This window comes from Mycolicibacterium parafortuitum (assembly GCF_010725485.1).
Lineage (GTDB): Bacteria > Actinomycetota > Actinomycetes > Mycobacteriales > Mycobacteriaceae > Mycobacterium.
Map to the genome: position 1 here is coordinate 2,224,894 of NZ_AP022598.1, position 13,644 is coordinate 2,238,537.

A 13,644-nucleotide genomic window follows, 5' to 3' on the forward strand; every position below is an offset into this window, starting at 1 on the left:
TGCGCGGAATGTTGCGCATCCCACTCGCGTCCCGCTGTCGCCCGAACGGGTACCCGCTGGGAGACTGTTATATAGTGCACAAAGTGTTCAGTAAGTGGGAGGGGGTGCCGTGACTGCCGTGGTCGCTGCGCAGGTCTCGGCCGGGCGCGCTCGCCGGTGGGCGGCCGTCGCCGCGTCGACCTTCGCGATCGCGTGGGGCGGCAACGAGTTCACTCCGCTGCTCGTGATGTATCGGACCGAGGGCGGCTTCACGCCGGTCACGGTCGATCTGCTGCTGTTCGCCTACGTGCTGGGCATCGTGCCCGCGCTGTTGATCGGTGGACCGCTGTCGGACCGCTTCGGTCGCCGCCCGCTGATGCTGCCCGCCCCGGTGCTCGCCGGGATCGGCTCGCTGATCCTTGCCGTCGGCGCCGAATCCGCCTGGACGCTCGGCGTGGGCCGGGTGTTCAGCGGACTCGCGCTCGGCCTGGCGATGGCCGTCGGCGGCAGCTGGATCAAAGAACTGTCCAGACCACCCTGGGATGTCGGCGACGCGGGAGCGCGCCGGGCCGCGATGAGCCTGACCGCCGGGTTCGGATTCGGCGCCGCCGTCGCGGGTGTCCTCGCACAGTGGGGTCCCGCACCGACGGTGCTGCCGTACGCGATCAACGCGGTGATGGCGCTCGCGGCCGCAGCGCTGCTGATCACCGCTCCGGAGACCCGACGAGCTGACCCCCTAGACGCATCGGGGAAGCCATGGTGGTCCGATCTGGCGATCCCGAGCGCATCGCATCGCCGGTTCCTGTTCGTCGTCGTACCGGTCGCTCCCTGGGTGTTCGGTGCCGGGGCGTCGGCCTATGCGGTGCTTCCCGCACTGATGACCGAGCGCGTCGGGGCCGCGCCGATCGCGTTCTCGGCGCTGCTGTGCGCAGTGACGCTCGGTGTCGCGTTCACCGTCCAGCACCTCGGCCGCCACATCGTCGCCGACGGTCGAAGCGGAGCTCTCGTCGCTCTCGTACTGGTGGCGGCCGGTATGGCACTGGCCGTCGCGGCCGCGTCACTGTTGACCGTCTGGGCGGCATTGATCGCCGCCGCCGCGCTCGGCGCCGGGTACGGGATGGCACTGCTGGCGGGTCTGCAGGAGATTCAGCGCATCGCCACCGCTGACGACCTCGCCGGTCTGACCGCCGTGTTCTACAGCCTGAGCTATCTCGGCTTCGGCGTACCCGCCGCGATGGCCCTGCTCGCCGCGCACGTGAGCTATCCGGTGATGTTCGGGTTCGGCGCCCTCGCCGCCGGCGTCTGTCTGATCGTCGCCGTGGCCGGATCGAGACGGACCGCCGCCTTAAGCTGACCCCGTGGCCAGCCGTCGTGGACGCCCCCGCAGTGAGGCGGTACGCACCGCTGTGCTTGCTGCCGCGGCCGAACTCGCCCTCGAAGGCGGTTCCTCGGCGGCGACCGTCGAGGCGATCGCCAAACGCGCCGAGGTCAGTCGCACCACGATCTACAAGTGGTGGCCGTCGGCGGCGGCGATCGTGCTCGAAGGGTTGCTCGAGTCGGTTCGCGATTCGATCACCCGGCCGCCCGGCAGCACATCAATGGAGGCGGTCATCCACCACGTCCGCGCCCTCAACACGATCCTCGTCGACCCGACGGTCGGGCCCCTGCTGCGCAATGTGATCGCGGCGTCGGCGTCCGAACCCGCCATCCAGCAAGCACTCCGCGACCAGTGGATCGGGCCCCGACGGGGCGCCGTCGCGGTGACCGTCGCTACCGCAGTCGACCGCGGCGAACTGGCGGCGGACACCGACGTCGAACTCGTCGTCGACGCCGTGGTGTCCCCGCCGTACTACCGGCTGATGCTCGGCATGCCCGCGCTGAACGACGAGGCGATCGACCGTCTGGTCCGCACCGTCTGGAACGGGTCCCTGGCCTGATCCGTCAGGCGGGCTTGTCGGAACCGACCACCCACATCGAGAAGTACTGCGCACCACCGCCGTACGCGTGGCCCATGGCCTTGCGTGCGTCCGGCACCTGATGCTCGCCGGCCTTGTTCATGACCTGGATGGCGGATTCGGCGAAGCGGATCATGCCCGACGCGCCGATCGGATTGGAGGACAGCACACCACCGGACGGGTTGAACGGGATGCGGCCGCCGATCGCGGTCTCACCGGCCTCGGTCAGCTTCCAGCCCTCGCCCTCGGGCGCGAAGCCGAGGCTCTCCAGCCACATCGGCTCGTACCACGAGAACGGCACGTACACCTCGGCGACGTCGATCTCGTCGATCGGGCTGGTGATTCCGGCGGCCTTCCACAGTGCCGCCGCGGCGTCGCGGCTGGCCTGCGGGTTCACCTGGTCACGGCCGGCGTAGGCCAGCGGCTCGGTGCGCAGCGCGGTGCCATGGATCCACGCGACCGGATGCCCTTCGGCGACACGGGCGTCCGCGCTCGCCTCGTCGCCGATCACCAGTGCCGCGGCACCGTCCGAGGACGGGCACGTCTCGTCGTAGCGGATCGGATCCCACAGCATCGGTGAGGACATCACCTTCTCCAGGGTGATGTCGGGCTGATGCAGGTGTGCCAACGGGTTCTTGGCTCCGTTGAGGCGATCCTTGACCGCGACCATCGCACCGATGTGCGTCGGGGCGCCCGAGCGCCGGATGTAGGCACGCACGTGCGGTGCGAAGTAGCCACCCGCACCCGCGCCGACCGGCTTGGTGAACGGCACCGGAATGCTCAGCGCCCACATCGCATTCGACTCGGACTGCTTCTCCCAGGCCATCGTCAGCACCCGGCGGTACTTGCCCGACTGGACCAGGCTTGCCGCCACGATCGCCGTCGATCCGCCCACCGAGCCTGCGGTGTGCACCCGGATCAACGGCTTGCCCGTCGCGCCGGTGGCGTCGGCCATGAACAGCTCCGGCATCATGACACCCTCGAAGAAGTCCGGCGCCTTGCCGACGACCACGGCGTCGATGTCGGCCAGGGTCACCCCGGCGTCCTCGAGTGCGCGGTCGATCGCCTCGCGCACCAGGCCGTTCATCGAGACGTCCTTGCGCTTGGCGACGTACTTCGTCTGTCCGGTGCCCAGAACGGCTGCGAGCCTCTTACCCATCAGACTTCACCTTCCAAGACCGCGACCAGATTCTGTTGCAGCGCAGGCCCGCTCGTGGCGTGGGCCAGCACCCGCGAGGCATTGCCGTCGAAGATGTGCCGGGCGGCGAAACCGATGCGTTCCAGGCCGGCCGAGAACATCGGGTTCGCGGCCAGTGCACCGCCGGACGGGTTGATCTTCGTCGCGTCGCCCAGCCCGATCGCCTCCTTGAGGATCAGCTGCTGATGGCTGAACGGCGCGTAGAGCTCCGCGATCTCGATGGAGCCGGGGTCGCCGTTCGTCGCGGCGGCGGCCGACGCGGCGGTCGACGGCGACGTGGTCAGATCGCGGGCACCCAGCACCGGGGTCTCGATGCGGTGCTCGATCCCGGTGATCCAGGCGGGCCGCTCGCGCAGTTCCCGGGCCCGGGCGCCGGAGGCGAGCACGATCGCCGACGCGCCGTCGGTGATCGGCGCGATGTCGTGGCGGCGCAGCGGATCCGCGAAGAACGGTTGATCCAGGAGCTCCTGCACGCTGGTGCCGGGCTCAAGACGGTCCACCCGCGGCCCGGCGGCCTGGGCATCCAGCGCGACCTGGGCCATCTGCTCGGCTGTCCACTTGCCCGCGTCCAGACCGAAACGGGCCTGCAGGCCCGCGATGCTCACCGAATCCGGCATCAGCGGCGCGACGGTGTACGGGTCGGTCTGCAGGGCCAGCACCCGGCGCAGCACGCCTGCCGACGACTTGCCGAACCCGTAGACCAGCGCGGTCTCCACTTCGCCGGTCAGGATCTTGATGTAGGCCTCGTAGAGCGCCCACGCCGCGTCCATCTCGACGTGCGATTCGTTGATCGGCGGAACCGCACCGATCGAGTCGATCGCCGAGATGAACGAAAACGCGCGGCCGGCAAGGTAATCGGAGGAGCCCGAGCACCAGAAACCGATGTCGGTCTGCTTCAGGCCGAGTTCGGTGTACAGCTGACGGAAGCACGGCATCAGCATTTCGACACCATTGGTGGTGCCGTTGGTGCGGCGGACGTGGGGCGCGTGCGCGAACCCGACCACTGCAACTGAATTGTCGAAAGTCATGGGGTTTTCCCTTGTCTACAGGTGATGCTTGTACGTGTCGTAGTCGGCGTCGGGTTCACCTGTCGGCCGGAAGTAGTCGATGTTGTCGATGCCGAGGCCCCATTCCTCCTGGGGTTTCCACACCGCCTGGACCCGCATTCCCATCCGGACCTCGGACGGATCGATCTCGGTGACCAGGTGCAGGAACGGGATGTCGGCACCGTCGAGCAGCACGTAGGCCGCGACGTACGGCGGCTTGATGCGCTGACCGGCGAACGGGATGTTGATGATCGCGAAGGTCGTCACCGTGCCCTTGTCGGGCAGTTCGACGAAGTTGTCGAGCTCGAGCCCGGTGGCCGGGTCGGCCTCCTTCGGCGGGAAGTACACCTTGCCGTTCTCGCCGCTGCGGGCCCCCAGGAGGCGGCCCTGTTCGAGGGCGCGCAGGAACGTGCTCTCGGGAAGCGAAGCGGTGTGCTGGATCTCGATCGCCGACGGGGTCACGACCATCGTCACCGGGTCCAGGCCCTCGGGGGCGGGCGGGACGTCCTCGGGTTGGTCGCCGAGCGCGAAGTACGCGATGTCGGTGATCGCGCCGACGGGCTCGTCGACCCAGTGTGCGTGCACGCGCGCACCGGTGCTGATGGCGTCGGCGGTCCCGGCATCGACGGCGTGCAGCAGCGGGGTGTCGGCACCGTCGAGCTTGATCAGCGCGAACGCGAACGGCCGATCCAACGGCTGGCCGTCGAGCGGGTGCGATTGCCACGTCCAGGACAGCACCGTGCCGACACTGGCGACCGGTACGATCTCCGTCAATTGCTCCCAGGTGACGGGGTCGTATTCGGCCGGCGGGACATGCACCCTGCCGTCTGATCCGCGCACTCCGACGATGCGCCGCTCACGCAGTGCGGTGAAGAACGCGCCCAGGAGTGGTCCTACTGAACGGGTGTAGTCGAATGCGAGCTTCAGCGGCGCGGATAGCGGCGGCTCATGCGTATCGATCTGCACCGGGCTGCTTTGGCTGGTGGTCACGGCATCGAGTAGAACAGGTTCTAAGAATGGTTTCAAGAAGGTGTCCGTCGGCGGAAGTGGGTAGGCGATGAAACTGGGTCTTCAGTTGGGCTATTGGGGCGCGAAGCCGCCCGAGAATCACGCCGAGCTCGTCGCCGCCGCGGAGGACGCCGGCTTCGACACGGTCTTCACCGCCGAGGCGTGGGGGTCGGATGCCTACACCCCGCTCGCGTGGTGGGGCCGCGAGACCAAACGCATGCGACTGGGCACCTCGGTCGTCCAACTGTCCGCGCGCACCCCGACCGCGTGCGCGATGGCGGCGCTGACGCTCGACCACCTGTCGGGGGGACGGCACATCCTCGGCCTCGGGGTGTCCGGACCGCAGGTCGTCGAAGGCTGGTACGGCGCCAAATTCCCGAAGCCGCTGGCCCGCACACGCGAGTACATCGACATCCTTCGGCAGGTGTGGGCCCGCGAAGCTCCGGTGCACAGCGACGGGCCGCACTACCCGCTGCCACTGACCGGCGAGGGCACCACCGGGCTCGGGAAGAACCTCAAGCCGATCACGCACCCGCTGCGCGCCGACATCCCGGTGATGCTCGGCGCCGAGGGGCCCAAGAACGTCGCGCTGGCCGCCGAGATCTGTGACGGCTGGCTGCCGATCTTCTACTCGCCCCGCATCGCCGGTATGTACAACGAGTGGCTCGACGAAGGGTTCGCCCGTCCCGGCGCGCGGCGGACGCGGGAGACGTTCGAGATCTGCGCGACCGCGCAGGTGGTCGTCACCGACGACCGTCCCGCGATCATGGAGCTGATGAAGCCGCACCTGGCGCTCTACGTGGGCGGGATGGGTGCGGAGGGCACCAACTTCCACGCCGACGTGTACCGCCGGATGGGCTACGCCGAGGTCGTCGAGGACGTGACCCGGCTGTTCCGCAGTGACCGCAAAGACGAAGCCGCCAAGGCGATCCCGGACGAGCTGGTCGACGACTCCGCGATCGTCGGCGACCTGGGCTACGTACAGGAGCAGATCAAGGCGTGGGAGGCGTCCGGGGTCACGATGATGGTCGTCGGCGCGCGCTCCACCGAGCAGATTCGGGACCTCGCCGCCCTGGTCTGAACACACTCGACTAGACAGATTCTTGCCGACTGTCTAGTGAGGTTCTAGATTGGCGGTGTGACCGATGACACTGTGTCTTCGCGCTCCCAGCACACGATCGCAGGCACCGTCCTGACGATGCCCGTGCGGGTCCGCACCGCCCATCAGCACACCGCGATGTTCGTCGTCGACGCAGACGCCGCGCAGCGGATGATCGACTACAGCGGAATGCGGGTCTGCCGATTCGGCAGGGGAGGCCGGCGCGCCTTGGTCGTGCTGATGCTGATGCGCTACCTCGACACCGACCTCGGCGAGTACTACGAGTACGGCACCAATGTGATGGTGAACCCGCCCGGGTCGCAGGCCACAGGCGTGCGTGCGCTTCAGTCGGCCGGCGCGTTCGTCCACCACCTTCCCGTCGACCAACCGTTCACCCTCGAAGCCGGCCGGACGATCTGGGGCTATCCGAAGGTGATGGCGGATTTCACCGTCCGCGGAGACGGCCGACGGTTCGGGTTCGACGTCAGCATCGACGGCCAGCGGGTGGTGAGCATGGAGTTCGCACCCGGCCTGCCGATTCCCGACAGGTTCGCGGGCCGCCCCCAGGTCCACTCGACCTACTCGTATCTCGACGGCGTCGCCCGCGAGACCGAGGGTCAGATGGTGCTCTCGGGGGTGCGGTACCGCCCCGGGGGCGTTTCGCTGCGACTTGGCGAACATCCCTACGCGGCCGAGCTCGCCGCCCTAGGCTTGCCCCGGCGCGCACTCGTGTCGAGTTCGGCAGCCAACGTCGACATGACCTTCGCCGACGCCAAAATCGTAGGAGCATAATGACATCCACTGTTGAGACCGGTCTGGACGTCGACCTTGCCGATGGCAATTTCTACGCCGACGGACCCGCGGCGCGGGCGGCGTACGCATGGATGCGCGCCAATCAGCCGGTGTTCCGCGACCGCAACGGACTCGCCGCCGCGACCACGCATCAGGCGGTACTCGACGCCGAGCGCAACCCCGAGCTGTTCTCCAGCACGGGCGGGATCCGCCCGGACCAGCCCGGTATGCCGTACATGATCGACATGGACGATCCGGCCCACCTGCTGCGTCGCAAGCTGGTCAACTCCGGATTCACCCGCAAGCGGGTGATGGACAAGGTGCCGTCGATCGAAAAGCTCTGCGACACACTGATCGACGCGGTGTGTGAACGCGGCGAATGCGACTTCGTCCGCGACATCGCGGCGCCGCTGCCGATGGCGGTGATCGGCGACATGCTCGGCGTGCTGCCCGACGAACGCGACATGCTGCTGACGTGGTCGGACGATCTGGTGTGCGGGCTGTCCTCCACCGTGGACGAGCAGGTCATCCAGAAACTGATGGACACCTTCGCCGCCTACACCGCGTTCACCATGGAGGTGATCGCCGACCGGCGCGCCAACCCCCGCGACGACCTGTTCTCGATCCTGGTCAACGCCGAGGTCGAGGGCTCGCGGATGTCCGACGACGAGATCGTGTTCGAGACGCTGCTGATCCTGATCGGCGGTGACGAGACCACCCGCCACACTCTGTCCGGCGGCACCGAACAGCTTCTGCGCCATCAGGATCAGTGGCAGCAGGTGGTGGCGAATCACGAACTGCTGCCGAGTGCGATCGAAGAGATGCTGCGCTGGACGTCGCCGGTGAAGAACATGTGCCGGACCCTGACCGCCGACACCGAGTTCCACGGCACCGAGCTGAAATCCGGCGAGAAGATCATGCTGATGTTCGAATCGGCGAACTTCGACGAAGCCGTCTTCGAGAACCCGGAGTCCTTCGACATCCACCGCAGCCCGAACAACCACGTCGCGTTCGGCTTCGGCACCCACTTCTGCCTGGGTAACCAGCTGGCACGGCTTGAGCTCAAGCTGATGCTCGGCAAGCTGCTGCAACGGCTGCCGGATCTGCGTCTCGCCGACCCGGGCATGCTTCCGTTGCGGCCGGCCAACTTCGTCAGCGGCCTGGAATCGATGCCGGTGGTCTTCACGCCGACGGCGAAGGTCCTGGACTGAGGGGTTCGCCTTCGACAGTTGTGAATGTGGGCCTTGTGTACGGGTTTCGAGCGATCCGCGTACACAAGGCCCACATTTGCGTGGTGCTTGCCTACTTCAGCTTCCAGACCGGTTTGCGCTTCTCCAGGAACGCCTTCGGGCCTTCCTTGGAGTCCTCGGACAGGAACACCGGGATACCGTTGGCGGTGTCAGGCCCGAAGGCCTCCTCCTCGTGCATGCCCTCAGTCTCGCGGATGGTCTTCAGGATCGCCTGCACGGCCAGGGGGCCGTTGCCGTTGATGACCTCGGCGATCTCGAGCGCCTTCGTCAGCGCCTGCCCGTCGGGAACCACGTGCCCGATCAGGCCGAACTCCTTGGCCTCGGCAGCGCTGATGTGGCGTCCGGTCAGCAGGATGTCGCAGGCGACGGTGTAAGGGATCTGCCGGACCAGCCGGACCGCCGAACCACCCATCGGGTAGAGGCTCCACTTGGCCTCCGACACACCGAACTTGGCGCTCTCACCCGCGACGCGGATGTCGGTGCCCTGCAGGATCTCGGTGCCGCCGGCGATCGCGGCGCCCTCGACCGCGGCGATCAGTGGCTTCTTCAGCCGACGGCCCTTGAGCAGCGCCGGGATCTTCGACGGGTCGTAGCCGCTTTTGAACGAGTCGCCGGGGGACTGGCTGTCGGCCTTCTTGAGGTCCATGCCCGCACAGAACGCCCCACCCGCGCCGGTCAGGATGCAGCTGCGGATCTCGGGATCGGAGTCGACGCGATCCCAGGCCTCGACCATGATCTGCATCATTTCGGCGGACAGCGCGTTGCGTTTTTCCGGCCGGTTCATCGTGACGATCAGGGTGTGTCCCCGCTGTTCGACGAGGGCGTCGGGAGCCTTTTCCGGGTTTTGTTCGTCGCTCACGAATTGATCCGCCTTCCAGCGTCGATGCCACAGACTTGTCTGGAAATGTAACACGTTCTAGTTTAGAGCCGTGGCCCTGAACATCGCCGATCTCGCCGAGCACGCCATTGACGCTGTGCCTGACCGCGTCGCCCTCATTTCGGGCGACGAGACGCTGACCTACGCCGAGTTGGAGGAGAGAGCCAACCGGCTGGCTCACTACCTGCTCGACGAGGGTGTGAAGAAAGACGACAAGGTCGGGCTGTACTGCCGGAACCGCATCGAGATCGTCATCGGGATGCTGGGCATCATCAAGGCCGGCGCCATCCTGGTGAACATCAACTTCCGCTACGTCGAGGGCGAGCTGAAGTACCTGTTCGACAACTCCGACATGGTGGCCCTGATCCACGAGCGCCGGTACTCCGACCGGGTGGCCAACGTGCTGCCGGAGACGCCGGCGGTGAAGACCGTGATCGTCATCGAGGACGGATCCGACGACGACTTCCAGCGCTACGGCGGGGTGGAGTTCAACGCCGCGCTGGCCCAGGGATCGCCGGAGCGGGACTTCGGTCCGCGCAGCGAGGACGACATCTATCTGCTCTACACCGGCGGCACCACGGGGTTCCCCAAGGGCGTGATGTGGCGCCACGAGGACATCTACCGAGTCCTGTTCGGCGGCACCGACTTCGCCACCGGTGAGCCGATCGCCGATGAGTACGGGCTGGCCAAGCAGGCCGTGGAGAGCGGCCCGATGGTGCGCTACCCGATTCCGCCGATGATTCACGGTGCGACGCAGTCGGCCACCTGGATGGCGTTGTTCGCCGGGCAGACCACCTTGCTGGTGCCCGAGTTCGACCCCGAAGAGGTCTGGGAGACCATCGACAAGCACAAGGTCAACCTGCTGTTCTTCACCGGCGACGCGATGGCCCGCCCGCTGCTCGACGCGTTGATCGCGCATCAGGAGGAGGGCAAGCAGTACGACCTGTCGAGTCTGTTCCTGCTGGCCAGCACCGCGGCGCTGTTCTCCACCAGCATCAAGGAGAAGTTCCTCGAGCTGCTGCCCAACCGCATCATCACCGATTCCATCGGCTCGTCGGAGACCGGCTTCGGCGGCAGCAGCGTCGTCGCCAAGGGTCAGTCCCACACCGGTGGCCCCCGGGTGACCATCGACAAGAACGTCGTCGTGATCGACGACGACGGCAACGAGGTCAAGCCCGGCAGCGGCGTGCGCGGTGTGATCGCCAAGCGGGGCCACATCCCGGTCGGCTATTACAAGGACGAGAAGAAGACCGCCGAGACGTTCCGGACCATCAACGGCGTGCGCTACGCGATCCCGGGTGACTACGCCACCGTCGAGGAGGACGGCAGCGTCACGATGCTCGGCCGCGGGTCGGTGTCGATCAACAGCGGCGGCGAGAAGATCTACCCCGAAGAGGTCGAGGCCGCGCTGAAGGGGCATCCCGACGTGTTCGACGCGCTTGTCGTCGGCGTCCCGGACGAGCGGTTCGGTCAGCATGTCGCCGCCGTGGTGCAGCCGCGTGCGGGCACCCGCCCGACCCTCGCGGAACTGGACGCGCACGTGCGCTCCGAGATCGCCGGTTACAAGGTGCCGCGCAGCCTGTGGTACGTCGGCGAGGTCAAGCGTTCACCCGCGGGCAAGCCCGACTACCGCTGGGCCAAGGACACCACCGAGGAACGGCCGGCCGACGAGGTCCACGCCAAGCATGTAGGAGCGAAGTGAAAACCGAACTGTGTGACCGTTTCGGCATCGAATACCCGCTGTTCGTCTTCACCCCGTCGGAGAAGGTGGCCGCCGCGGTCAGCAAGGCCGGCGGTCTGGGCGTGCTGGGCTGCGTGCGGTTCAACGACGCCGACGACCTAGAGAACGTCCTGCAGTGGATGGACGCCAACACCGACGGTAAGCCGTACGGCGTCGACATCGTGATGCCGGCGAAGGTCCCGACCGAGGGCACCTCCGTCGACATCAACAAGCTGATCCCGGCCGAGCACCGCGAGTTCGTCGACAAGACGCTCGCCGACCTCGGTGTGCCGCCGCTGCCCGAGGACGAGGAGCGCTCCGAAGGCGTTCTGGGCTGGCTGCATTCGGTGGCGCGCAGCCACGTCGAGGTCGCGCTCAAGCATCCGATCAAGCTGATCGCCAACGCGCTGGGCTCACCGCCCAAGGATGTCATCGACCAGGTGCACGCGGCCGGAGTGCCGGTCGCCGCGCTCGCCGGCTCGCCGAAACACGCTCTGCGCCATGTCGAGAACGGCGTCGACATCGTTGTCGCCCAGGGCCACGAGGCCGGTGGGCACACCGGTGAGATCGGCTCGATGGTGCTGTGGCCCGAGATCGTCGACGCCCTCGACGGCAAGGCGCCGGTGCTGGCGGCGGGCGGGATCGGTACCGGAAGGCAGGTGGCCGCCGCGCTGGCTCTCGGCGCGCAGGGTGTCTGGATGGGGTCGGCGTTCCTGACCTCCGCCGAGTACGACCTCGGTGTCCGGTTGCCGTCGGGCCGTTCGGTGATCCAGGAAGCCATGCTGAACGCGACCTCGGCCGACACGGTGCGCCGCCGTATCTACACGGGCAAGCCTGCCCGGTTGCTCAAGAGCCGCTGGACCGACGCGTGGGACGCCGAGGGCGCCCCCGATCCGCTGCCGATGCCGCTGCAGAACATCCTCGTCAGCGAGGCGCATCAGCGCATGAGCGAATCCAGTGATCCGACCACGGTCGCGATGCCGGTGGGCCAGATCGTCGGCCGGATGAACGAGATCCGGCCCGTCGCCGACATCGTCGCCGAATTGGTCAGCGGATTCGAAGAGGCCACGAAACGTCTGGATGGCATCCGCGACAACTAGCCCCGGCGTATAACCACAGGGGTGAACGGCGCCCGGTCTCTGCTCAGCGCACTCGTCGCCCACGGTGTGGACGTGTGTTTCGCCAACCCCGGAACCTCGGAGATGCACTTCGTCGCCGGGCTGGATGCGGTGCCGCAGATGCGGGGCGTGCTCACGCTGTTCGAAGGGGTGGCCACCGGCGCAGCCGACGGCTACGCCCGGATGGCCGACCGGCCCGCCTGCGTGCTCCTGCACCTCGGGCCGGGTCTCGGTAACGGGCTGGCCAACCTGCACAACGCGCGGCGCGCACATGTGCCGATGGTCGTGGTCGTGGGCGACCACGCGACGTACCACAAGAAGTACGACGCACCACTGGAATCCGATATCGACGCGGTGGCGCGCACGGTGTCGGGCTGGGTGCGCCGCACCCTCGACACCGGCGACATCGCCGTCGACGTGGCCGCCGCGGTGGCCGCCGGCCGGGCCGGTGTGGTGTCGACGCTGATCCTGCCCGCCGATGTGTCGTGGACCGACAGTGAGCCGGCGGAGCGGAGCTTGCGGAGCGACCATGTTCCCGATCCGTTCCCGACTCCGGCCGCTGCGGCGGTGGTAGACGACGACGCGGTCCGCGACGCGGTCGCCGCGCTGGATTCCGGTGCTGCCACGGTGCTGCTCATCGGTGGCGACGCGGCCAGGGGCGCGGGTCTGTCGGCTGCCGCGCGCATCGCCGAGGCCACCGGCGCCCGCGTGCTGTGCGAGACGTTCCCGACCCGGCTGCGGCGCGGGGCGGGCGTACCGGTGATCGAACGCCTCGCGTACTTCGCCGAAGCCGCCGAGGAACAGCTCGCAGGGGCCGAGCATCTGATCCTGGCCGGCGCCGCATCGCCGGTGTCGTTCTTCGCCTATCCCGGACGTCCTAGCGACCTGGTGCCCGCCGGATGCGAAGTGCACACACTGGCAACGCATTCCGGCGCCACCGCGGCGCTTGAGGCGCTCGCCGACGAACTCGGCGGGGACACCGTGGTCCCCGTCGCGCCGTTGCGGCGGCCCGAGATGCCGACCGGCGCGCTCACCGCGTTCTCGACCGCCGCGGTGATCGGTGCGCTGCTACCGGAGGACGCGGTGATCGTCGACGAATCGAACACCGCGGGCGTCGGGGTGGCCGCCGCGACGGCGGGTGCACCCGCCCACGACGTGCTGACGCTGACCGGCGGCGCGATCGGCTACGGTATGCCCGCCGCGATCGGTGCCGCCATCGCCGCGCCCGAGCGGCCGGTGCTGTCGCTGCAGGCCGACGGTTCGGCGATGTACACGCTGTCGGCGCTGTGGACGCAGGCCCGCGAACAACTGGACGTGACCACCGTGATCCTCAACAACGGTGCTTACGACATCCTGCGGATCGAACTGCAACGCGTGGGCGCGGCCGATGACGCACCGGCTGGCCCCCAGGCACAGCGGCTCCTCGATCTCGGAAGTCCGACAATCGATTTCGTGAAAATTGCCGAGGGTATGGGGGTGCCTGCCCGGCGCGCCACCACCGCCGAGGAACTCGCGGCCGCCCTGACCGCGGCGTTCGCCGAACCGGGACCGCACTTGATCGAGGTGGTGCTGCCGTCACTGGTATCGGGCTGACGGTCCGGT

12 protein-coding genes are annotated in these 13,644 nt (G+C 67.9%); 8 read left to right on the plus strand and 4 right to left on the minus strand.

From position 1 onward, the window contains the following. Positions 1–109 precede the first annotated feature (109 nt). Positions 110–1,333, plus strand: coding sequence for an MFS transporter (locus tag NTM_RS10570; protein ID WP_232079684.1), 1,224 nt, complete (start codon positions 110–112; stop codon positions 1,331–1,333). Between the two features lie 4 nt (positions 1,334–1,337). Beyond that, positions 1,338–1,916 carry a TetR/AcrR family transcriptional regulator gene (locus NTM_RS10575; RefSeq protein ID WP_163766270.1) on the plus strand — a complete coding sequence of 193 codons (579 nt, stop codon included), beginning with the start codon at positions 1,338–1,340 and terminating at the stop codon, positions 1,914–1,916. 4 nt (positions 1,917–1,920) lie between these two features. Here NTM_RS10575 and NTM_RS10580 read toward each other — a convergent pair whose 3' ends face one another. From NTM_RS10580 to NTM_RS10590, 3 genes are read right to left on the minus strand one after another with little or no spacing between them, the layout of a single operon-like run. After that, positions 1,921–3,093, minus strand: coding sequence for a thiolase family protein (locus NTM_RS10580; RefSeq protein ID WP_083141907.1), 1,173 nt, complete (start codon positions 3,091–3,093; stop codon positions 1,921–1,923). Next, a complete protein-coding gene (locus tag NTM_RS10585) occupies positions 3,093–4,160 on the minus strand; it encodes a thiolase family protein (protein ID WP_083141906.1) in 1,068 nt (355 codons plus the stop codon). The genes NTM_RS10580 and NTM_RS10585 overlap by 1 nt, the downstream gene beginning before the upstream one ends. Positions 4,161–4,175: 15 nt before the next feature. Next, positions 4,176–5,168, minus strand: coding sequence for a Zn-ribbon domain-containing OB-fold protein (locus NTM_RS10590; RefSeq protein WP_179963917.1), 993 nt, complete (start codon positions 5,166–5,168; stop codon positions 4,176–4,178). A gap of 67 nt (positions 5,169–5,235) precedes the next feature. Between NTM_RS10590 and NTM_RS10595 the strand changes: the two genes are divergently transcribed. The 3 genes from NTM_RS10595 (at position 5,236) to NTM_RS10605 (ending at position 8,288) form a co-directional block, all read left to right on the plus strand. Continuing rightward, on the plus strand, positions 5,236–6,267 hold the full coding sequence (locus NTM_RS10595; RefSeq protein ID WP_104862486.1) for an LLM class F420-dependent oxidoreductase: 1,032 nt from the start codon (positions 5,236–5,238) through the stop codon (positions 6,265–6,267). 117 nt (positions 6,268–6,384) lie between these two features. Beyond that, positions 6,385–7,077, plus strand: a complete 693-nt coding sequence (locus tag NTM_RS10600; protein WP_163769446.1) for an acetoacetate decarboxylase family protein — start codon at positions 6,385–6,387, stop codon at positions 7,075–7,077. Next, entirely contained in the window at positions 7,077–8,288 is a 1,212-nt protein-coding gene (locus tag NTM_RS10605; protein WP_083141904.1) for a cytochrome P450, read from the plus strand. Before NTM_RS10600 ends, NTM_RS10605 begins: the two co-directional genes overlap by 1 nt. A 91-nt stretch (positions 8,289–8,379) precedes the next feature. On the opposite strand, the gene NTM_RS10610 is transcribed toward NTM_RS10605, so the two are convergent. Then, on the minus strand, positions 8,380–9,186 hold the full coding sequence (locus NTM_RS10610; protein ID WP_083141903.1) for a crotonase/enoyl-CoA hydratase family protein: 807 nt from the start codon (positions 9,184–9,186) through the stop codon (positions 8,380–8,382). 70 nt (positions 9,187–9,256) lie between these two features. Here NTM_RS10610 and NTM_RS10615 point away from each other — a divergent pair, with 70 nt between their 5' ends. From NTM_RS10615 to NTM_RS10625, 3 genes are read left to right on the plus strand one after another with little or no spacing between them, the layout of a single operon-like run. Further along, positions 9,257–10,906 carry a medium/long-chain-fatty-acid--CoA/3-oxocholest-4-en-26-oate--CoA ligase gene (locus tag NTM_RS10615; RefSeq protein ID WP_163766271.1) on the plus strand — a complete coding sequence of 550 codons (1,650 nt, stop codon included), beginning with the start codon at positions 9,257–9,259 and terminating at the stop codon, positions 10,904–10,906. After that, a complete protein-coding gene (locus NTM_RS10620; protein ID WP_083141901.1) occupies positions 10,903–12,024 on the plus strand; it encodes an NAD(P)H-dependent flavin oxidoreductase in 1,122 nt (373 codons plus the stop codon). The genes NTM_RS10615 and NTM_RS10620 overlap by 4 nt, the downstream gene beginning before the upstream one ends. A 21-nt stretch (positions 12,025–12,045) precedes the next feature. Next, a complete protein-coding gene (locus tag NTM_RS10625; protein ID WP_163766272.1) occupies positions 12,046–13,635 on the plus strand; it encodes an acetolactate synthase large subunit in 1,590 nt (529 codons plus the stop codon). The last annotated feature ends 9 nt before the right edge of the window (positions 13,636–13,644 follow it).

Excerpts from the sequence above, each read along its gene's own strand:
- NTM_RS10605 (WP_083141904.1), top strand. The coding sequence starts at position 7,077 with ATGACATCCACTGTTGAGACCGGTCTGGACGTCGACCTTGCCGATGGC.
- NTM_RS10595 (WP_104862486.1), top strand. The coding sequence starts at position 5,236 with ATGAAACTGGGTCTTCAGTTGGGCTATTGGGGCGCGAAGCCGCCCGAG.
- NTM_RS10600 (WP_163769446.1), top strand. The coding sequence starts at position 6,385 with ATGCCCGTGCGGGTCCGCACCGCCCATCAGCACACCGCGATGTTCGTC.
- NTM_RS10580 (WP_083141907.1), bottom strand. The coding sequence starts at position 3,093 with ATGGGTAAGAGGCTCGCAGCCGTTCTGGGCACCGGACAGACGAAGTAC.
- NTM_RS10585 (WP_083141906.1), bottom strand. The coding sequence starts at position 4,160 with ATGACTTTCGACAATTCAGTTGCAGTGGTCGGGTTCGCGCACGCGCCC.